Here is a 20444-nt window from a genome sequence, read left to right as displayed (position 1 = left end):
GAAATCGTAGCTGGGAGTGGACGCTCGCGGCGCCCGTATATATTTCATGAGGCATTTATCTATACGGGGAGGTCTGTCATGTCGAAACTGCTCATCGAGGTCGACGACGAGGCTCTGGCGGAAGCCCAGGTCCTGCTCGGCACCAAGACCAAGAAGGACACCGTCAACACCGCGCTGCGGGAAGTCGCCAAGCGGCGCAGCCGGGCCATAGCGCTGGCAGAGCTCCGGGAGATGGGAGCGCGAGGTGACTTCGACATCCTTCTGGACAAGAGGAACTACCGCCGGTGAGTGACGTCTCGTATCTGATCGACACCTCGGCCGTTGTGCGCCTGCTCAACAGCGACGCGTATGACGAGCGATGGCAGCAGGTCCTCGCCAACGGGCTGGTCGCGCTATGTGACCTGACCGAACTGGAACTCCTCTACTCTGCCCGTTCCGGAAAGGACCGGGATGCCAAGCAGGAGCGTCTGCGGAGGTTGTTCGCCTGGGCCCTGATGCCCGACGGCATCTATCAGCGCGCTCGCGAGGTTCAGCAGCTTCTTACCGACAACGGCGAGCATCGCTCGGCCGGACCGGTCGACCTGCTCGTCGCCGCCACGGCCGAGTTGTCGGGCCTGACCCTCCTCCACCACGACCGTGACGTCGACACCGTCGCCCGCCGTACGGGCCAGTCGACCGTCTGGCTGGCCGAGCCCGAGCCCGAGCCCGAGCCCGAGCCCGAGTCCCCCGAGTCCCCCGAGTCCTGAACGTCGGCGTAGCCCCTTGGCCTCGTGCTGTCAGGACTGCTCGTCCTCGTCGCCGGCCATGCGGAACGGCCCCGCCGTGCCGGGAGCGAAGTACAGCGTGCGTCCGTCTTCCATGACGACCTCAAGGGGGTCGTTCGGCTTCAGCAGCCTGTCCAGTTCGGTCGCGAGTGACTGCCGCGTCGTGCCTGTGGCTTGCCTGCGGCCACACGAGAAGTCACCTGCCACCCCGAAGGGCCGCCCAAGGGGGCGGGCTCCCCGAACGCCGTGCCACTCGCCCGTGGCCCAGATCTCCAGCTTGGTGTACGCCATAGACGCAGGGTCCTACGGGTGGCACGCAGCCGCACCCGGGGACAGGGCCCGGGGTATGGTCCCGGGCCCTGTCGGTCGTGGTGCGTGAGGTTCTCTACGAGGGTTAGGGGCGCCAGTTGGCCAGTACGCCCTCGTACAGCTCCGTGTCCGTCAGCTCGCGGGGGGCCGGGCCCGCGTGGAAGAAGGACGTGTTGGACGTCTTGAGCTTGCGGAGGTAGTCGAAGGCCTTGTTCTCCGGCTCGCCGAACGCGACGAAGGAGAAGAAGAGGGTGGGGTGCTTCGCCGCCGCGTCCGTGAGGGACTGGGTGGCGGGGGTCTTGGCGTCCGGGGCGCCGTCCGTCTGGAAGACGATGAGGGCGGGGTGTTCGGTGCCGGACTTCTCGTAGTGCGCGACGACCTCCTCCACGGCCGCGTGGTAGCTCGTACGGCCCATGCGGCCGAGGGAGGCGTGGAGCTCGTCGATCTTGTTGTCGTGGTCGGGGAGGGTCAGCTCGCCGGTGCCGTCCAGTTCCGTGGAGAAGAAGACGACGTGGACGGTCGCCTCCGGGTCGAGGTGGGCGGCGAGGGCGAGGGTCTGCTCGCCGAGGGCCTGGGCGGAGCCGTCCTTGTAGTACGGGCGCATGGACGCGGAGCGGTCCAGGACGAGATAGACCTTGGCGGGGGTGTTGTTGAGGTTGAGGGTGGTGAGGGTTGCGGCGGCGGAGTGGTACGCGGTGAGGAGGCTGGCGGGTACGGCCTCGGCTCCGCCGTCGGCTGTGTCCGTTTTCCCACCCGCACCACCCGTGGCGCCTTCGTTCTCGGGTGCGGGTGGCCCCTGTGGGGCTTCCTCTGCGTCGGCGGCTGCCGGTTCCAGGTCCTGAGCATCGGCCTCAGGCGCAGACTCCGGTTCAACCGGCTCGGGGGTCGGCTCCTCCGCGGCGGGCTCGATCTCGGGCTCGGGCTCGACAACCGCTTCGACCTCGGGTTCCGGTTCCGGGGCGACCTCAGTCACCTCGGCCACCGGCTCCTCGGACACAGGCTTGGCCTCTGCCTCGGGCTCGGCCTCGACGACAGCCTCCGGCTCCGGCTCAGGGGTCACCTCGGCCAGAGGTTCCGGTTCGGGCTGGGGGGCTACCTCGGCGACCGGTTCGGGCTCGGGGGACGCCTCGACAACAGATTCCGGTTCCGGTGTCACCTCGGCGACCGGCTCAGCCTCCGGCGCGGTCTCGGCGACCGGCTCAGGCGCCGCCTCCACCGCAGGCTTGGCCTCCACCTCTGCCGCGGTCTCCTCCGCAACCTCGGCCTCGGCCACCGGCTCAGGCTTGGTCTCCTCCGCAACCTCGGTCTTGGCCACCGGCTCAGGCTTGGTCTCCTCCGCAACCTCGGTCTTGGCCTCGACCTCGGTCACCGGCTTGGGCACCTTGACCTCGGTCACCGGCTCGACCAGCGGCTTGGACACCTCGGTCACCGGCTCGACCACGGGCTCGGACACCTCGGCCTCGACCACCGGCTTCGGCAGCTCGGCCACAGGCTCGACCACCGGCTTCGCCGGTGCTGCCGCCGGTTCGTCGACCGGCCTCGTCGGCTTGGGGACCGTTACGTTGTCGAAGGCTGCCGAGACGAGGTCGTCCACCACCGAGGGGGCCGCCGCGGGCTTCGGTGTCAGGGTCGGTTCTGGGGACGGTGCCGGAATCTTCGGCTCGGTGGCCTCCTGCTGAGGAGCCGACTCCGCCTCCCGCGCGGGCGCCGCCTCGGCGTCACGCCCCTTGCGTGACTTGCCGAACGCGTTCCGCAGGAGAGTGAGAATGCCCATGTGCGCAACCCTTCACGTGAGTTGTAGCCGTCAATCCCTGGCCAGGACGGACACGTAAGGTTAGCGGGCCGGATTGGCGATCTTGGGCAGGGTCTTTCACGGAACCCGGCGGGCGTCAAGGGCGCCACCTCGCCAACCTCGCGCCCCGCCCTCCAGCAGGCGTCGGGCGGGCCCGCGACAGGTTCCGTCCGCACCTCGCCCGCACCTCAATACTCTTACCGCTGCGACGGGTTCACCCTCCGTTCACCTGGCGTCCCCACCGTCGCACTCCCGTCCGCCTAGCGTCACGCTGACACCAAAGGCACGTATAGGGACACCATGGGGAGAGCAAAGTGCGCAAGCTGCTGCCGTTGATCGGATCGTCGTCCGGATCGCATCCGGGCGGCCGGTCGGCGATGACCTGTCGTTTCCGGTGTGGTGACGCCTGCTTCCACGAGGTTCCCAACACCAGCGCCAACGAGTACGTCGGCGATGTGATCGCCGGCGCCCTCAGCCGCCGTTCCGTGATGCGTGCCGCCGCCGTCGTCTCCGTGGTGACCGCGGCCGGAACCGCCGTGAACGTCGCCGGCGCCGAGGGCGCGGAAGCCGCGACCGCGGCCTCCCGCCACCCGCACCCCTCCCGCCCCTCCCACTCCTCCGTGCCGCGCGGCCTGCGCTTCACCCCCGTCGAGCCCAACACCGCCGACGCCGTGACCGTCCCCGGCGGGTATGGCCAGAACGTGGTCATCCGCTGGGGCGAGCCCATCCTCCGCGGTGCCCCCGCCTTCGACCCGGAGAAGCAGACCGCCGCCGCGCAGGCTGGCCAGTTCGGGTACAACAACGACTTCCTCTCCCTGCTCCCCCTCCACGGGAACCAGAAGCTCCTGGTCGCCAACCACGAGTACACCGACGAGATCCTGATGTTCCGCGGCTACGACGCCGCCAACCCCACCCGTGAGCAGGTCGAGATCGCCTGGGCCGCGCACGGGCTGTCGGCCGTCGTGGTCGAGGGCGACCGGCGTACCGGCAAGCTCACCCCGGTGCCCCGCCACCCGCTCAACCGGCGTGTCACCGCCACCACCGAGTTCCGGATCACCGGGCCGGCCGCCGGGTCGGACCTTCTCAAGACCTCCACCGACCCGACCGGCCGCAAGGCCTTCGGCACCCTCAACAACTGCGCGGGCGGCACCACCCCGTGGGGGACCATCCTCAGCGGCGAGGAGAACTTCAACCAGTACTTCGCCAACGCCTCCCGTGCCACCGACAAGCGGTACGGCATCGGCACCGGCGCCAGCGAGCGCAAGTGGGAGCGGTTCGACAAGCGGTTCGACGTCGCCCAGGAGCCCAACGAGGTCCACCGCTTCGGGTATGTCGTGGAGTTCGACCCCTACGACCCCTCCTCCACGCCCCGCAAGCACACCGCCCTCGGACGCTTCAAGCACGAGGGTGCCACCATCCGGCTGACCTCCGACGGGCGTCCCGTCGCCTACAGCGGTGACGACGAGCGCTTCGACTACTTCTACAAGTTCGTCAGCAGCAAGCGGATGCGGCACGGGGACTCGCGCTCCGCCCGTGAGCACAACCTCACCCTTCTCGACGAGGGCACGCTGTACGTCGCCAAGCTCACCGGTGACTCCCCCGCCATCGAGATCGACGGGAGCGGGAAGCTGCCCGCCGACGGTGAGTTCGACGGCAGCGGTACGTGGATCCCGCTGGCGACCGCCACCGCCAAGGGTGCCGTCTCGCACGTCGAGGGCATGACCGCCGAGGAGGTCTTCGTCTTCACGCGGCTCGCCGGTGACAAGGTCGGCGCCACCAAGATGGACCGGCCCGAGGACATCGAGCCCAACCCGAAGACCGGCAAGGTGTACGTCGCGCTGACCAACAACACCAACCGCGGTGTCGGTACGAACGCCAAGGCCGACGAGCCCAACCCGCGCAACGCCAACAAGCACGGCCACGTCCTGGAGCTCACCGAGCGCTGGAACCGGCCCGAGAGCACCTCGTTCGCCTGGCTGCTCTTCCTCGTCGCGGGCGACCCGGACGACCCGGCGACCTACTTCGCGGGCTTCCCGAAGGACAGCGTCAGCCAGATCTCGTGCCCGGACAACGTGGCCTTCGACCCGCACGGCAACCTGTGGATCTCCACGGACGGCGCCCAACTCGGTTCGCACGACGGTCTGTTCGGCGTGGCGACGCAAGGTCCCCGGCGCGGTGAGCTGAAGCAGTTCCTGACCGTGCCGAAGGGCGCCGAGACCTGCGGTCCGGTCATCGGGGAGCGGCAGGTGCTTGTCGCCGTGCAGCACCCGGGCGAGATCACCGGCGCGACCGTCGAGGCGCCGGCCAGCACCTGGCCCGACGGACCGGGCACGTACGTCCGCCCGGCGGTCGTCGCGGTGTGGCGCAAGGACGGCTGCGACATCGGCAGCTGACCGACGAGCGGTGTTCTAGTGGGGGAGGGCTGGAACCGGGGTGTTCACATCACCCTGTTCCAGCCACTCCCGGTACGCCGGTGCCTGGCGGGCCACCTCTTCGTACGCCTCCGCCAGCGCCGGATGCGCCGCGTCCAGTTCCGTCTCCGTACGGGCCGCCAGCAGCAGCCGTACGCCGAGCGGGTCGCCGTGGAGCCGGCGTACCGCCATCTCGGGGCGCGGCAGGCAGGTCGCCTGGCAGACGGTGACGACCTCGCCGGTCGCCACCAGCGAGGCGGCGGTGTGGTAATCGCCGTGCAGGACACGGGGGCTGAGGCCGGCGGTGTGCAGCATGCGCAGTACGGCGTCGAACTCGCCGTCGACGGTCTCGTCCACCATCCAGCGGTCGCCGGCCAGCTCGGAGAGGTGGACCACCGGTTTCGCGGTGGCCGGATGGTCGGCGGGCAGGGACACGAACTGGGGTTCCCTGTCGACCAGTACGCGCAGCCGCAGGCCGTCGGGGATTCTGAGCGGGCAGCCCTCGACCTCGTGCACGAACGCCACGTCCAGCCGGCCGTCGGCGACCATGCGCAGCAGCGCGTTCGCGGAGACGTCCATGCGGAGGGTCGGCTCCTGCTGGCGCTGACGGAGTCGGCGCAGCCAGCCCGACAGGGCGCGGCTGGCCGTCGAGCCGATGCGCAGCTGTGGCGCGTCCGCCGCGGCGGCCCGTGCCTCCGTGACCAGTGAGCGCATCTCCGTCACCAGGGGACGGGCCCGGCTCAGGACGAGCCGGCCGAGCGGTGTCGGACGGCAGCCGGCCTGGGTGCGGGTGAACAGCTCGCCGCCCAGCGCCTGTTCGATCCGGCGCAACTGGGTGCTCAACGAGGGCTGGGCCACGCCCAGTTGGCGGGCGGCCCGGTGCAGGCTGCCGGTGTCGGCGATGGCGCACAGCGCCCGAAGGTGCCTCACCTCTAGCTCCATGCGACCGGCTCCGCGTCGCGAATCATGCGCGTGCACATGTCCATGCCGTCGCAGCCTAAGCCGGATCCGTGCGTTCCGACAGACGCACAAAGACGGTGATAGGGCCGCGCTATCGCGACTTGCCATCATCACAGCGGTCGCACAGACGCCGACACTCGCCGTACGACCGATTGACCCTCAGGGGTCCCCGGTAGCCCCCACCCCCCACAGGCGCGGGCCGTCCCTCTGCACAGGGGCGGCCCGCGCCCCCCTTCGCCGCCGTCCCTACGGGCGCGGTGACGTGACCGCCCTCGCCGCCGCCACCTCCTGTCGCAGCGGCTCCAGCACACTGTCCGCCGGTCCGCTGAGGTCCGTACGCACCGCGTACAGCGTCTCGACCCGGCGCAGCCCGTCCGACAACTCCCGGAGCTGGACGACGACATGGGTGATCTCGGCGTCGGACGGCGGGTTCGCGCCCTGCTTGATGTGGACCCGGGCCGCCGTCGTCGCGTCGACGATGCATTCCACCGCGACGACCAGGGGCCACCAGGCCGCCGCCCGCCGTCCGGTGGGCGGCGGTTCGGTCAGCGCCCGCTGGAACTCCGTACGGACGACGGAGAGATCGCGGTACAGGCGCCGTCGCATCCGCGCCCGTGCCGCACCCTCGGTGTCCGGGCGGAACGCCGACTCCACATAGCGGGCCGTGTCCGCGACCGCGTCGGCGAGGCGGTCGCCGACGCGGGTGTGCCAGCTCTCCGGCCACAGGAGGTACCCGGCGACGAGGGCGATTCCGCAGCCCATGAGGGAGTCGAGGAGCCGGGGCAGCAGCAGGGCCGCGCCCTGGTGGTTGAGGACGTCGGAGAGAAGGAGGATCACCGGGGTGATGGCGGCCGTCTGGTAGCCGTACCCGCGTGGGGTGAACGCCGGGATCAGCGGCGCGAGGAGGAGGAGCACGGGTACGTCCCACCAGCCGCGCGGCACCTGGACGAGCACCGCCGCCGCGATCAACAGCCCCGCGACCGTGCCGAGGGCGCGCAGCAGCGCCCGGGAGAAGACGGAGCCGAAGTCGGGCTTCAGGACGAAGGTGATGGTCAGCGCGACCCAGTACGACCGCGGCACCGGGACGGCCGACACCAGCACCTGCGCGAGGCCGATGCACAGCGCGAGGCGCAGTCCGTAGCGCCAGGAGTCGCCGGACAAGGCGACGTCCCGGGCCGCGCGGACGGCACGGGCGCGCAGGGTGGCCGGCCGGCCGAGGCGGTCGTCGTCGGCGACGGCGGTGCGCAGGTCGGGGGAGCGGCTGCCGACCACGTCCGCGGCATGGCGCAGCGCCTGTTCTACCGCTCGGGCGGTGTGGTCGGTGGGGGCGGGGATGTGCAGCCCGGTCGGGCCGGTGTAGCCGGTCTCGACGGCGTCGGCGAGGTGGCGCACCGCCACCGGGACCTCGGGCGGCAGCGGGCGGCCGGCCTGGTGGGCGGCGGGGGCGGCCTCGATGACGGGGGTGATGGCGTTCAACTGGGCGAGCAGGCGCACGAGTTCGGGGCTGCGGCCGTGATGGCGGGTGCGCCGGGCGAGGACGAGGTCGTAGGACTGGTTGAGGGACTGGGTGACGGCCTGCCGGGCGTCCTCGTAGCCGTCGGTGGCGCCGGCGGCGAGCAGTTCGGCGACCGTACGGTAGGTCTGCGCGACCGCCGCCCGCTCCGGCACCCCCGAGCGCAGCGGCCAGGCGAGCAGGGCCAGGGTCAGGACGAGCAGCCCGCCCCCGGACATCAGCGCCGGCGCGAGCCACCAGGCGCCCGGCAGCGGCAGCCCGGCGCCGATCACGGAGTTGAGGAGCAGCAGCAGTCCGGACACGGAGGCCACCGCGCCGATCGTCGAGATCATCCCGGAGACGAGGGCGACGCCGGTGACCGCGACGACGGCGGTCCAGCCCTGGCCGTACACGAGCGAGCCGAGGGTGACGCCGAGCGCGCCGAAGAGCTGGGGGATCGCGATGTTGAGGATGCGCATCCGGTACGCGTCGGCGGTGTCCCCGATGACGCCCGAGAGGGCGCCCATGGAGGCCAGAGCGCCGTAGGCGGCGTGGCCGGTGGCGAGTCCGACGGCCAGCGGCAGCGCCATGCCGATGGCGGCACGCGCTACGGCGGGGCGGTTGACGGGTGGGGCCGGCTGGGGCCGGAGATTCCGCACCAGCCAGTCGGGAGGTGTGAGGCCGATGGGGAACTCGCGGGACATGGCCCCATTATCGCCGGACGCGGAGAGGACCCACCGGGCTCGTCCGCGCCGGTGGCGGATCCGGTGGCGGAACTGGTGGCGGGTCCGGCCGGGGCCTGGGCGTGTTCAGGGTGCCGGGTCGATACGCGTCGCTAGGAAGCCGGCCAGGGCCCTGTTGAACTCCGCCGGGCGTTCCAGGTTGGGCAGGTGGGCCGAGCGCTCGATCACCTGGAGCGTGGAGTCGGGGAGGGCCGCGTGCATGGCCTCGGCGTCGGAGACCGGGGTGAACCGGTCGTCGGCGCCCACGACGACCAGGGCCGGGACGGTGAGCCCGGCCAGCAGGGGGCGGTAGTCGGGGCGCCGCGCGCGGCCCCGGAGGGCCGCCGCCGCGCCCCGGGGGTCCGTGGCCGTCATCATGCGGTGGACGTGGGCCTTGACGCTCGCGTCGGCGTACGGGGCGACCATCTTCTCCAGCACCTCGTCGGCGTACCCGCGCATGCCCTCGGCGAGCAGTCGGTCCGCCATCGCGTTCCGGACGAGGCGGCCCTCCGGTGTCTCGGGCGCGGGGAAGGTGTCGGCGAGGACGACACCCCGGACGCGCTCCGGGAACCGTTCGCAGCACTCCATGACGATCTGGCCGCCCATCGACAGCCCGGCGAGCACGCACGACTCGACCCGCGCCTCGTCGAGCAGCTCCTCGATGTCCTGCGCGAACCGCGAGAGCGGGGTGGCGGTGTCGACGGCCGCCGGGGAGATGCCGTAGCCGCGCAGGTCGGGGGCGATGACCCGGCGGGTGGCCGAGAACGCCTCGATCTGCGGGTTCCACATCGTGTGGTCGAAGGGGTGTCCGTGCACGAGGACGAGAGGGGTGAGGGGGACGAGAGGGGTAATAGGGCTATGGGGGTCATGAGGGTCATTGAGGTCAATGGGGGTGGGAGGGGGCATGTGGACGACCTTAGATCCGCTCAACTGCTCGGTGCAATAGGATCTTTGCTCTCGGTGCAATGTACGAGAACGGGTACGGGGGATACATGGACGACTACCGACGCCTCGCCGACCGGATAGCCGACGACATCGCCACCGGACGGCTCCGCCCGGGTGAACGGCTGCCTCCGCAGCGGGCGTTCGCGCGCCGGCGCGGGATCGCCGGGTCGACGGCCGGGCGGGTGTACGGCGAGCTCGTGCGCCGGGGACTGGTCGTCGGCGAGGTCGGACGCGGCACGTTCGTGCGGGCCGCGCCACCCGCGCCGGGCGGGCGCGCGCTCGCCGAACCGGCGCTGAGCGGCCAGGCCGCGACGGTGAACCTGGAGCTCAACTACCCGTCCGTGCCGGGCCAGTCGGAGCTGCTCGCCCCGGCGCTCGCGCCGCTTCTGCGGCCCGACGTGCTCACCGAGGCGCTGCGTCCGGCGCCCGCCACCGGTACGGCCGAGGCCAGGGCGGCGGTCGCCGGGCTGCTCGCCACCCCGGGCTGGCGGCCCGACCCCGGCGGCGTCCTCTTCGCGGGCAACGCGCGGCAGGCGATCGCCGCCACCCTCGCCTCCCTGGTCCGGCCGGGCGGCCGGGTCGGCGTCGAGGCGCTGACGTACGCGCTGGTCAAGGAGATCGCCGTCCGCCTCGGCATCACCCTCGTCCCCCTCGCCATGGACCGGGAGGGTCTGCGCCCCGACGCCGTCGCCGCCGCCCACCGCACCGCTCCCCTGTCCGCGCTGTACGTCCAGCCGACGCTGCACAACCCGACGTCGGCGACGATGGGTGACCGGAGGAGGCGTGAACTCGCGGGTGTGGTGCGGGAGTTGGGCGTACCGGTGGTGGAGGACCGGATCTGGTCGTTCCTCACGGACACGACCGGCGCACATGCCGCGACCGGCGCGACCGGCATAACCGGTACACCCGGCACGGGAGAACCCCTCGCCGCCCATGTTCCCGAACTGGCGCATGTCGTGGACGGGTTGTCCAAGCGGGTGGCGCCCGGGCTCACGGTGGGCTTTCTCGTCGTACCGCCGGACCGGACGGAAGCCGTGGCGGCGGCGGTGCGGTCGGGTGGGTGGAGTGCCGGGCGGTTCGCGCTGGAGGCCGGGACGCGGTGGGTCGAGGACGGGACGGTGGCGCGGCTCGTGGCCGCGAAGCGGCTGGACGCGGCGCGTCGACAGCAACTGGTGGCACGGGAGTTGGCGGAGTTCGAGGGCAGCCTGCGGTCGGATCCGTACGCCTACTACGCCTGGTGGGAGTTGCCCGCGTCCTGGCGGGCGGACACCTTCACGGCCGCCGCCGCGGTGCACGGTATCGCCGTCACGCCGGGGGACACCTTCGCCGTGGGGCCGCAGCGGGCACCGGAGGCTGTCAGACTTGGGCTCGCGTCGGTGCCGGAAGCGGACCTGGTCCGGGCGCTTCGGACGCTCGCCGTGATCGCCCGGCGCGGCCGTACCGGTCGGTGACCCACATGCCGAGGGCGACGGCGAGGCCGAGGGCGAGGAGCAGCCAGGAGACCGTGCGGAGGGTGGCCGTCAGGGCGTCGTAGACAGCGCCGGCGGCTGGTGCGGAGACACCCGGCGGCAGGTCGGCGAGGGTCAGATGGCGGGTGATCACGAGCGCGACGCCGAGCAGCGCCCCGCCGAGCGCCGTACCGAGCGCGGTCGCCGTGATCGCCCGGCGGCGCCGGACGGCGAGGGCGATGCCGGCGACGGCGAGGACACCGGCCGTCACCGGAAGCCAGAAACCGGCGACTTCGAGCACGCGAAAACCCTTCCGGAGCGGTACGAGATCCTGCGCGGGCAGAACCGCGACCTCGGTGTGCGCGACGGGGATGTGGCTCGCCAACGGCACATGGTCGGCGGTGAGTTGACGCTTGACCTGGGCGGTGACGGGGGCCAGGTCGATGGTGACGGCGCCCTCGCCCCCGTAACCGGCGTAGGGGCGCTGCCTGGTGGGGGCGTTGCGCAGGGCGTGGAGTACGGCCTCGTGGGTGGCGCGGTTCGCGGTGTCCCAGGCGGCGCGGAAGGCATCGGTGCGGGTGAACGAGTGCACCGCGTCCTGCACGAAGTGGTTCACGGTGCCTTCGAGCGGGCCGACGTCGACAGCGTGCACGATCCCGGCGCCGACGTTGTCCGCGATGGCGTCCTGGACGTACGGGTTCTCGGCGAGCGGCGCCATCGTGGTGACGTACCGGCCGGTGTCGGCGAGCCCGTACGCCGCCCAGGCCGAGAGCGCGCCGAAGGGCAGCAGGAAGCACGCGAGGGCGGTGAGGACGGCCGACAGGACGCTCCGGAGACGGTGACACGCACGGTGAGACACCCCTCCAGGCAAAGGCCCGGGGGCGGGAAACGCGAGCGGGTCGACTGCATATGACTGCATATGGGGGTGCGGGACAAGCCTCCGTGGTGGAGCCTCCGGTGGAGCGTTCACCCGAACGGGTGTTTCCTGGTTTTGGGGAGAAGGAGGACGATCATGCGCACCACTCCGGCCCTGCGGACCCTGTCCGCGGCCCTGTTCACCGGCGGGATCATGGCCGCCGTACCCCTCGGCACGGCGATGGCGGCGGTGCCGGCCGGCTCCGACGGCGCCGGGGTCCGGGGCACCGTCGTCTCCGCCGGCGAGCTGAACCTGCGGCAGCAGCCGACCAGCGACTCGCCCGTCGTCGGGCGGCTGGCACCGGGCAGCCACGGCCGTGTCGAGTGCTCGGTCGACGGGCAGACCGTGCGCGGAAACCCGCACTGGTACTGGCTGCCCGGCGTCGACGCCTGGGCGAGCGCCGCCTTCGTCGACACCGGCGGCCGGCCGGTGCCCAGGTGTGCCGACCCGTGCCCGGAGTGGAAGGACGACGGCCACGGCCACGGTCACGACCACGGGAACGCCTCGGGGACGTGGAGCTTCACCTGGAACGTCACCTTCGGCTGAGTCCGGCTTCGGCCCGGATCAGCCCACCCGTTGGCCGGTCGCGTCCTCGTGCGTGTAGTAGCGGTAGAACAGCACCGCCGACACGGACGCCGCGACCGCCAGCGAGTTGCCGCACGACCGCAGCACACTCGCCCCGGTCTGGCTGTACAGGAACCCGAAGGCGACCCCGGCGAACGCGCCCCACACCAGCGCGTGCGGCTCGCGCCTCAGCCGCGGCGCCACCGCCCGTACGCCGACCAGCACCGCCATGAACGCCAGCGCGCTCACACAGCCGAAGAGGACGTTCCAGCCGGTGATGGGACCGCCGTCGCGCCGGTTGGCGGCGGCCCAGAAGCCGTAGACCAGCCCGAGTACGACGGGCAGCGCCAGGTGCGTGGCCCGGTGGGCCCGGGCGCCGAAGATGTCGGGAAACCCGGCCCTGCCGGGGATGCCGGACGTTGTCTGAGCCATGAGAGTGTCCTCTCTCCTCGCCCCCGCCCTCCAGAGCACACCTGGAGAGGTCCGTCGGCAAGTCGACAGGGGTGGTCGGCCGTGTTTCGCTGGGTTCCATGAAGCCGGTGGGCCCGGTGGGTCTGGGCACGGAAGAGGGGCCCGCCTTCTCGTCGCCCCTCTCCGCCGGGCGCCGCGGTGCCGGGTGGGTGCCGCCGCTGGTGCTGCTCATGGTGATCGCGGTCCTCGACTGGAACACCACCGGGGAGTTCCGGATCATCTCCTGGATCGTGCTGGTACCCGGGATCGCCGCCGCGCTCTGCCGGGTGGCCGGCACCGTCGCCTTCGCCGTCCTGTCCCTCGGCACCTATGTCTTCGTCGACGGTGCCTGGCCGCACCAGTACCAGACCGGGCTGCCCGACTTCATCCTCGTCGCCCTCGGCGGGGTGCTCGCCGTCCTGGCCTGCGTGGTCCGGCTGCGCGGTGAGCGGCGCATGCTGCACATGCGGGACGTCGTCGAGACCACCCGTCGTACGGTGCTGCGTCCGCTGCCGCCGGGCTGGGGCGGCCTCGACCACGCGGCGGTCTATCTCGCCGCCGACACCGTCGCCCGCGTCGGCGGCGACTTCTACGACATCCAGCCCGGCCCGCACGGCACCCGGGTCCTCATCGGTGACGTCCAGGGCAAGGGGCTCGGCGCGGTCGAGGCGGCGGCGGCCCTGCTCGGCACGTTCCGGGAGGCCGCGTACCACGAACCGGTGCTCGCGGCGGTCGCGGAACGCCTGGAGGTACGGATGCTGCGGCACATCCACTACCGGGCGGCCGTCGGGCGGGACGACGGCGACCGGTTCGCCACGGCCGTCCTCATCGGCTTCCCCGGCTCCCCCGGCTTTCCCGAGGAGCGCCGGGCGGCTGCCGACGGGCGGCTCGTCGTCGAGGTCGTCAACTTCGGGCACGAGCCTTCCCTGATCGTGTCACCCGACGGGGTACGGAGTCTGCCGCCGGGGGACGGACTCCCGCTCGGGCTCAGCGAGTTGACCGCGGGCGCCGGTGGGCCGCCGTCCGTGGTCCGGGTGCCGCTCGGCGCCGCGGAGACCCTGCTCCTCGTCACCGACGGCGTCACCGAGGCCAGGGACGCGGGCGGCACCTTCTTCCCGCTGCGTGAACGCGTCGCCGACGCCGTCGCCCACGATCCGCGTACCGCCGATCCGGAGCGCCTGGTGGCGTTCGTGCGGGACGGCACGCTGCGGCACTGCGGTGGGCGGCTCGCCGACGACACGACGGTGTTCGCCGTGCGTGCGGCGGACGGGGCGGCAGAGGGTGCGGCTGACCCCGGGTCCGGTACAAGCCGTCCATAGAGGGCCATAGCCGTACCGCCAACCCCCCTTCGCAGTCGCACCGGTTACGGTGCTGCCTAGGCATGTGACGGTGTGACGGACGTGAGGGGAGGGGCCATGGCCGGGGCAACGGGTGCGATGGGTTCGATCGGCTCGACGACCGGGACCGCGCTGCTGCTCGCCGCCTCGCCCGTGGGCAAGGGCTGTCTCGTGGACGCGGCGTCCGTGCTGCCCGTCCTCGCCGCAGTCGCCCCCGCCGTGCTGGCCGGCACCGACACCGCGAACGTCGTCGAACTCGCCGACCCGCTGGAGCCGCAGGCCGTGCTCACCCGGCTGCGTGCCGCCGCGGTGGCCCCCGGGCCGCTCACCGTCTTCCTCACCGGACAGCTCCAACTCGACCGCAAACAGCACCTTCCGCATCTCGCGCTGGCCCGCACGACCCCCTCGACGGTTCGCTACACCGCGTTCCCGTGGCACTGGATCGCGGAGGAGCTGCGGTTGCGGGCGCCGGGGACGACGACACTGTTCCTCGACCTGCACGCCGATGCCGCCGCGTGGCAGTACGTCACGGGGCGGGCGTTCGCTGCGGGGCGCGGGGTGAGTGTGTACGGGAGGGTGGCTCCGGCGCCGCCTCGGCGGGCGGTGGCCGTGCCGACGTACATGAAGGCGGTCGCGACGATTCTGCGCAGCGGGTATCGGCCCGAGGCGGGGCAGTTGCATCAGCAGGCGCTCGGGCGGTTGTCGTCGGAGGGGGTGGCCTACGGGGATGTGGTGCTGGCGTGGGACGCGGTGTCCGGTGCGGGTGTGGACGCCGGGTTGGTCTCGCCCCCGCCGCCCCTACCCGTCCCGTCCCTGGGGGGCTTCGCCCCCAGACCCCCGTCTGAGGGTGCGGGTGGGTGGGGCCCAGAGGGGGGACCCCCAGACGGGCTGAACATGCCGTCCGCCGCCGAAGAGGCACCCGGCGGAGCCGCGGAAGCGCCCGGCGGAGCCCCGCCTTCGCCAATCCGGTCCCGAGGTGCGGCAAGCCCGGCCGCAGAGGCGCTGAGCCGAGCTGCAGAAGCACCGGTCCCAGCCGAAAAGGCGTCAGGCTCCGTCGAATCGGCGCCAGCACCAGGTGAAGGCGCATCGGGCTCAGCCACACGGCTGGGCGCAGCCGAAGGCACACCAGGTACAGCTGAACAGTCGAGCCCAGTAAGGCAGCTGCGCTCAGCCGAGAAGGCGGACCTGGTTGCAGCTCCACCGGTTCCGGCCGAGCAGGCGGTTCCGGCCGAGCCGGCGACACCAGCCAAGCAAGCAGCCCCAGTTGCAGACGCACCGCGTCGGCTCGCCCTCGTCCAGGACGGGGATCCGCACTCCTTCATCACCTCCGCCGTGCAGGCCGGGCGGCACGGGGACGCCGACGCGTTGGCCGCCCAGTGGGAGCAGGCCGCCGCTCGGGCGTACGGGGTCGCTTCCGAGGAGGCGTTGCACTGGACCGAGGTGCGGGCCGATCTCGCGATGTTCGCCGGGGACCCGGCCCGGAGCTGTCGGGCCTGGCTGACCGTCGCCGGTGCGCGGCTCGGGGCCGGGCAGGCGTCGGACGCGCCCGCCGTCGAGGCGGCCGTCGACCGGGCCCACCACCAGTGGACGAGCCTCGGCGAGAGTGCCGACGCGCGTGAACTCGGGCCGGTGGTCGTCGAGTTGAGGCACCGGGTGCCCGGCCGACGCGAAGGCGCCGTACGGCATGCCGAGCGGCAGTTGGAGAAGCTGAGGCAGGCGCGGACCGCCCAGCACGTGCCCGGTTGAGCCGCTGACGGACCGGCGGGGCAGGTGCCGGCGGCCCAGCACGTGCTGCCCGGTTGGGCCGGCTGGCGGTTCTGGCACAGATCTGGCGCTGCCGGACCCGCAGGTCACCACGCCTCGCGTGCTCGGGGTGGACGATTTCGCCACCCGGCGCGGGCACTCGTACGCCACCGTGATCACGGACGGTGAACGCCACCGGCCCATCGAGGTCCTGCCCGGACGCGAGGCGGCGACCTTGGCCGCATGGCTGATGGCGCATCCGGGAGTTGAGGTGATCTGCAGGGACCGTGCCGGGGCCTACGCCGAGGGTGCCGCGCTCGGCGCCCCGGACGCCCTCCAGGTCGCTGATCGGTTTCATCTGCTCCAGAACCTCGGTCAAGCCGTCGAGAAGTGCGTTGCCGCGCACCGCGGCTACCTGTGCTCCGTCGCCCCGCAGCCCGGCCAGGCGGTCACCGCTACGCAGACCGACGGTGCCTGCGATGTCGAGCCGACGCCGCTCGCCCTCCCGTCCGGCCGGCGCGCAGAAGAGACAGCTGTACGGTCGTGCCGGATTCGACCTGCTCCGCAAGATGATCCTGTTTCAGTGACCTTCCGCGACCGCTCCCCAAGATGTGGCGCCGTCGCAGCCTCATCCCACAGGGCATGTTCATGCTCCGACCGCAAGACCCGAGGCGTGGCTTCCATCCGTCGACAGCCCGGGGCGAGGGTGGCCGTGCCCTCAGTGACGTGGCGGAGTCTGCCCGGCAAGGGCCCCAGGCTCGTCACTGGCGAATGGTCCGAGAAGCCGGAATGGTCGCAGCGGTCCGGTGATGTGCACTGCGGGGTTGGTCCGGCCATGGTGTGACGCGGATCACCGCAGCGCGGTCCTCGCAGGGGACAGAGAGGAGTGTGGAGATTTCACTGCGGGACCGCGTGCGAGCCGGGGATCCGGATGCGTTCAGGCAACTCTTCGACGAGCACGCTTCGGTGGTCCACCGGCACGCCGTCCGGATGACCGGCAACTGGGTCATGGCCGACGACATCGTGTCGCTGACCTTCCTGGAGGCATGGCGGCTGCGTGAGCGGGTGCTTCCGGGTGACGACAGCCTGCGCCCGTGGCTGCTGGGGATCGCGACGAACGTCACACGCAACACCGCGCGGGCGGCGCGAAGACACCAGGCCGCGCTCATCAGAGTCCCGCCCCCCGATCCCGTGCCGGACTTCGCCGACGAGGTGACACGGCGCCTGGCCGACACCGAGGAACTGGCCGCCGCGCAGAAGGCATTGAGCACGATGCGCCGCGGGGAGCGCGAGGTGTTCACGCTCTGCGTGTGGGAGGGCCTGGACGCCGCCACAGCGGCCGAGGCCCTGGGCGTGGCCGTCGGCACCGTACGGGCCCGGCTCTCGCGCGCGAGGAAACGCCTGCGCAAGCTCACTGAGCTCGAACTCGGCGGCGGCACAGGCGGCAACAACGGCACGGAAGACGCCACCGGGCAGACCCGAGTGCAACGCCCGGCCACGGTCGGACAGTTACCGGTTAGCCGCCATCAGGCGGCTCGGTCCACGCAGGAGAAGAAGCGATGAACACCAACCCGCGACGACGCGATCGGCCGGTCGACTACCAGGATCTGGCCGAGTTGCTGCCCGCGCCGGGCCGTCCGGTGCTCGCGCAGGACCGCCACCGCGTACTGAGGGAACACCTGATGGAGCAGATCACTCGCGAGACCACCCACGAGCAGTCGGGTGCGACGAACCCATCACCGAGCGCATCACCTGTGCCCCCCGCACGCCGACGCCCCGGGCGGCGCCTCGTTCTCGTCGCGGCCCCGCTGGCACTGGCCGCCGTCGTGAGCCTGGGCGTAGTGGCGGTCGACGGCGCACAGGACGGCCGGCGCGACACAGCTGCCGCAGGTGTCACCGGGGACGACCACCGGAAAGCCACGCAGTTGCTGGACCGGATCGCCCTGGCGGCGGCCGACCGCCCGGCGGTCACGGTGCGCGGCGACCAGTACATCTACACCAAGTCCCAAGGGTTGGCAGGTGAGTTGGGCGTTGACTTCCGCGATTTCGAAGAGCTCGCGAAGAGCAAGGGGACCTTCAAGGTGGAGGAGTACAAGGGGTCCGTCCGACGAGAGCAATGGGATTCGGTAGACGGCAAGCGGGACGGTTTGAGGAAGGGCGTCGCGCTCAACGACCCGTCCAAGAAGATGGTCATGGGCATGAGCGGCGTCGGATACCTGACCTTCCGGCAGCTTCAGGCTCTGCCCACCGATCCCGACGCGCTGCTGAAGAAGCTCTCCGGCGATGCGAGGAATGTGGAAGCGAGCCGCCTCACGGAAGTGGTCGTCGAGAACCTCGGGGCCATCATCGACGACGCCACTCTGCTGCCCGACCTCAGCGCCGCGATCTACCGTGCCATGGCCAAGCTCCCCGACGTGCGCGTCGTGAGTCATGTCAAGGACGCCGCGGGGCGGGAGGGCGTCGGCCTTACGTTCCAGGGCTCCTCAAAGGGCTACGCCTGGGTCTTCGACTCGTCGAGTCTCGTCTACCTTGGAACAACCAAGAGCGCACTCCTGGGAATTGGCGTCGCGGACAAAACGGGTGAGGTGCCGGTCAGCTCGTCCTGAGTCAGCCTCGGTGCCGCCGCGCAGCCAGAAGGGCGTCCGCTCCGGCGGACGCCCGTCTGGAGTTCCGGCGGTGCCGAAGGTGCTGTGAACCGCATCAAGAAGATCAAGAGACAGCTGTACGGTCGTGCCGGATTCGACCTGCTCCGCAAGAGGTCGCTCAATGCCTGGTCGGCTAAGCCGGCGACAGGACGGCCAGTGCCCCCGACACCAGGGTTCGTACTCCGGGTGCGACCACCGACAGGTCCGGGGCGAACAGTGGGCTGTGGTTGCTCGGTACCGCCGCGAGTTTGGCCATCAGGTCGTCGCCGCCCTCCGCCGCGTTCCAGACCTCGGCCGGTGTGGTCGTCACGAACCAGTAGGCGTACGGGAGTTGGTCCGTCGCCAGATGGGCGAAGTCCTCGCTGCCCATGGCCGGGCCGGGGTCGAAGACCGTGCCCGCGCCGAAGACCTCACGGTGGACGGAGGCCACCCGCTCGTCGAGCGTCGCGTCGTTGACCGTCACCGGGAAGGTCGCGCCGACCTCGATCTCCGGATCGCGCGGGCAGCCCGCCGCCAGGCACTCGCCCTGGGCGATCCGTCTGATCGAGGCCAGCATGCGGTCCCGTACGTCGGTCGACTGGGTGCGCAGGTTCAGGGCGATACGTGCCGTCGCCGGGATGATGTTGTGCCGGGTGCCCGCCTCGATCACGCCGACCGTCAGGACGGCGGAGTCGCGGGCCGCGATCTCGCGCGAGACGACCGTCTGGAGGCGCGTGACGATGTAGGCCGCCGTCACCACCGGGTCGACCGTCGTTTCGGGGCGGGATCCGTGGCCGCCCCGGCCGTGTACGACGAGGTCGACGTCCGTAGACGCCGACATGATCAGGCCGGGGATGTGGGGGAAGAGGCCGGCCGGGCCCGGCGCCGCGTGCTGTGCCAGCAGGGCGTCCGGGCGCGGGAAGCGCTCGTACAGGCCGTCCGCCAGCATCGCCCGTGCCCCCTCGCCCGTCTCCTCGGCGGGCTGGCCGACCAGGAGCAGAGTGCCGTTCCATGTGTCCCGGCCCGCTGCCAGGGCCTGGGCCGCCCCCGCCAGCCAGGTCACGTGCAGGTCGTGGCCGCAGGCGTGCATCACGCCGGGGACGGTGGAGGCGTAGGGGAGGGCCGTTTCCTCCGGTACCGGGAGCGCGTCCATGTCGGCGCGGAGCAGGACCGCCGGGCCGTCGCCGTTGCGAAGGACGCCCACGACGCCTGTGCCGCCGACGCCCTCCGTCGTCTCGTAGCCGGATTCGCGGAGGGTCTCGGCCAGCCGGGCTGCCGTGCGGTGTTCCGCCAGGGACAGTTCCGGGTGGCTGTGCAGGTCGCGGTAGAGGTCCTCCAGGGCCGGGACCGGGAGGTCGGCGGTGAGGTCGAGCGCGGTGCGGGCGGCGGGAGAAGTCGGAGAGGCCGGAGAAGTCGGAGAGGTCACGGGGGGCAGCGTATGTCTCCGAGATGGGGGATCGGTCACCCGTTCGGCCGCGCACCCACGGCCGTCGGGCGCCGTCGCTGATATCCACGACGGAGGGGGCCGGTAGCACCTGATCACCTACCGAAGGAAGACCATCCATGGCCACCATCACCCACGGCAGCAGTACCGGGCTTGCCATCGACTTCACCCAGGGGCTCGACGACGCCTGGGCGAAGATCGCCACGTTCGTCCCGAAACTCGTCGCGTTCCTCATCATCCTGGCCATCGGCTGGTTCGTGTCGAAGCTGATCGCCCGTGTGCTGGACCGCGTCCTGCGCAAGGTCGGTTCGGAGCGACTGGCCGAACGGGCGGGTACCGCGCAGTTGCTGCGGGACTCCGCGTACGACCTGACCGGGATCGTCTGCAAGATCGTCTACTACGCGCTGATGCTGATCACGCTCCAGCTCGCGCTCGGTGTCTTCGGCGCCAACCCGGTCAGCACGATGATCAACGGCATCGTGGCCTGGCTGCCGCGCGGCATCGTGGCCGTGGTCCTCATCGT

18 protein-coding genes and 1 pseudogene are annotated in these 20444 nt (G+C 71.6%); 11 read left to right on the top strand and 8 right to left on the bottom strand.

Going from position 1 to position 20444, the window contains the following annotated elements; genetic code table 11:
- Window positions 1-78: 78 nt before the first annotated feature.
- Entirely contained in the window at window positions 79-288 is a 210-nt protein-coding gene (locus IEY89_RS23340; protein WP_189149420.1) for a type II toxin-antitoxin system VapB family antitoxin, read from the top strand.
- On the top strand, window positions 285-746 hold the full coding sequence (locus tag IEY89_RS23335; protein WP_189149419.1) for a PIN domain nuclease: 462 nt from the start codon (window positions 285-287) through the stop codon (window positions 744-746). The genes IEY89_RS23340 and IEY89_RS23335 overlap by 4 nt, the downstream gene beginning before the upstream one ends.
- A 30-nt stretch (window positions 747-776) precedes the next feature.
- Here IEY89_RS23335 and IEY89_RS23330 read toward each other — a convergent pair whose 3' ends face one another.
- Both IEY89_RS23330 and IEY89_RS23325 read right to left on the bottom strand, forming a co-directional pair.
- Entirely contained in the window at window positions 777-1055 is a 279-nt protein-coding gene (locus IEY89_RS23330) for a hypothetical protein (RefSeq protein ID WP_189149418.1), read from the bottom strand.
- A gap of 103 nt (window positions 1056-1158) precedes the next feature.
- Window positions 1159-2847, bottom strand: a complete 1689-nt coding sequence (locus IEY89_RS23325) for a VWA domain-containing protein (protein WP_189149417.1) — start codon at window positions 2845-2847, stop codon at window positions 1159-1161.
- Between the two features lie 332 nt (window positions 2848-3179).
- Here IEY89_RS23325 and IEY89_RS23320 point away from each other — a divergent pair, with 332 nt between their 5' ends.
- Entirely contained in the window at window positions 3180-5258 is a 2079-nt protein-coding gene (locus IEY89_RS23320; protein WP_189149416.1) for a PhoX family protein, read from the top strand.
- Window positions 5259-5273: 15 nt separating this feature from the next.
- Here the strand turns inward: IEY89_RS23320 and IEY89_RS23315 are convergent, their stop codons facing one another.
- The 3 genes from IEY89_RS23315 to IEY89_RS23305 form a co-directional block, all read right to left on the bottom strand.
- Window positions 5274-6218 (bottom strand): LysR family transcriptional regulator, encoded by a 945-nt coding sequence (locus IEY89_RS23315; protein WP_189149415.1) that lies wholly within the window; start codon window positions 6216-6218, stop codon window positions 5274-5276.
- A gap of 264 nt (window positions 6219-6482) precedes the next feature.
- Complete coding sequence (locus IEY89_RS23310; RefSeq protein ID WP_189149414.1) at window positions 6483-8432, bottom strand: FUSC family protein; 1950 nt, start codon at window positions 8430-8432, stop codon at window positions 6483-6485.
- A 105-nt stretch (window positions 8433-8537) separates the two neighbouring features.
- Window positions 8538-9356, bottom strand: a complete 819-nt coding sequence (locus IEY89_RS23305; protein ID WP_189149413.1) for an alpha/beta fold hydrolase — start codon at window positions 9354-9356, stop codon at window positions 8538-8540.
- An 86-nt stretch (window positions 9357-9442) separates the two neighbouring features.
- Between IEY89_RS23305 and IEY89_RS23300 the strand changes: the two genes are divergently transcribed.
- On the top strand, window positions 9443-10846 hold the full coding sequence (locus tag IEY89_RS23300) for an aminotransferase-like domain-containing protein (RefSeq protein WP_189149513.1): 1404 nt from the start codon (window positions 9443-9445) through the stop codon (window positions 10844-10846).
- On the opposite strand, the gene IEY89_RS23295 is transcribed toward IEY89_RS23300, so the two are convergent.
- A complete protein-coding gene (locus IEY89_RS23295) occupies window positions 10752-11702 on the bottom strand; it encodes a hypothetical protein (protein WP_229695384.1) in 951 nt (316 codons plus the stop codon). The genes IEY89_RS23300 and IEY89_RS23295 overlap by 95 nt on opposite strands.
- A 153-nt stretch (window positions 11703-11855) precedes the next feature.
- Here IEY89_RS23295 and IEY89_RS23290 point away from each other — a divergent pair, with 153 nt between their 5' ends.
- Window positions 11856-12305: an SH3 domain-containing protein gene (locus tag IEY89_RS23290; RefSeq protein WP_189149412.1), complete on the top strand. Its 450-nt coding sequence runs from the start codon at window positions 11856-11858 to the stop codon at window positions 12303-12305.
- An 18-nt stretch (window positions 12306-12323) separates the two neighbouring features.
- Here the strand turns inward: IEY89_RS23290 and IEY89_RS23285 are convergent, their stop codons facing one another.
- A complete protein-coding gene (locus IEY89_RS23285; protein WP_189149411.1) occupies window positions 12324-12755 on the bottom strand; it encodes a hypothetical protein in 432 nt (143 codons plus the stop codon).
- A 98-nt stretch (window positions 12756-12853) separates the two neighbouring features.
- On the opposite strand from IEY89_RS23285, the gene IEY89_RS23280 reads away from it, so the two are divergent.
- The 5 genes and pseudogenes from IEY89_RS23280 to IEY89_RS23260 all read left to right on the top strand — a co-directional run bounded on the left by IEY89_RS23280 (window position 12854) and on the right by IEY89_RS23260 (window position 18459).
- The gene (locus IEY89_RS23280; protein WP_189149410.1) at window positions 12854-14092 is read left to right on the top strand and encodes a PP2C family protein-serine/threonine phosphatase; all 1239 of its coding nucleotides are present in this window, start codon (window positions 12854-12856) and stop codon (window positions 14090-14092) included.
- A 96-nt stretch (window positions 14093-14188) separates the two neighbouring features.
- A complete protein-coding gene (locus IEY89_RS23275) occupies window positions 14189-15856 on the top strand; it encodes a hypothetical protein (protein WP_189149409.1) in 1668 nt (555 codons plus the stop codon).
- Between the two features lie 88 nt (window positions 15857-15944).
- A pseudogene (locus IEY89_RS23270) lies at window positions 15945-16259 on the top strand (ISL3 family transposase); the annotation flags it as partial.
- Window positions 16260-16741: 482 nt separating this feature from the next.
- Window positions 16742-17416 (top strand): RNA polymerase sigma factor, encoded by a 675-nt coding sequence (locus tag IEY89_RS23265; RefSeq protein WP_189149408.1) that lies wholly within the window; start codon window positions 16742-16744, stop codon window positions 17414-17416.
- The gene (locus IEY89_RS23260) at window positions 17413-18459 is read left to right on the top strand and encodes a CU044_5270 family protein (RefSeq protein WP_189149407.1); all 1047 of its coding nucleotides are present in this window, start codon (window positions 17413-17415) and stop codon (window positions 18457-18459) included. The genes IEY89_RS23265 and IEY89_RS23260 overlap by 4 nt, the downstream gene beginning before the upstream one ends.
- A gap of 172 nt (window positions 18460-18631) precedes the next feature.
- Here the strand turns inward: IEY89_RS23260 and IEY89_RS23250 are convergent, their stop codons facing one another.
- On the bottom strand, window positions 18632-19903 hold the full coding sequence (locus tag IEY89_RS23250) for an amidohydrolase (RefSeq protein ID WP_189149406.1): 1272 nt from the start codon (window positions 19901-19903) through the stop codon (window positions 18632-18634).
- 137 nt (window positions 19904-20040) lie between these two features.
- Here IEY89_RS23250 and IEY89_RS40865 point away from each other — a divergent pair.
- On the top strand, window positions 20041-20444 hold a 404-nt coding region (locus IEY89_RS40865), incomplete at its 3' end, for a mechanosensitive ion channel family protein (RefSeq protein ID WP_444545544.1).

The sequence above is a fragment of the Streptomyces lacrimifluminis genome, assembly GCF_014646095.1.
In the GTDB taxonomy this organism is placed as follows: Bacteria; Actinomycetota; Actinomycetes; order Streptomycetales; family Streptomycetaceae; genus Streptomyces; species Streptomyces lacrimifluminis.
This window is presented reverse-complemented; position numbering and strand designations above follow the sequence as displayed.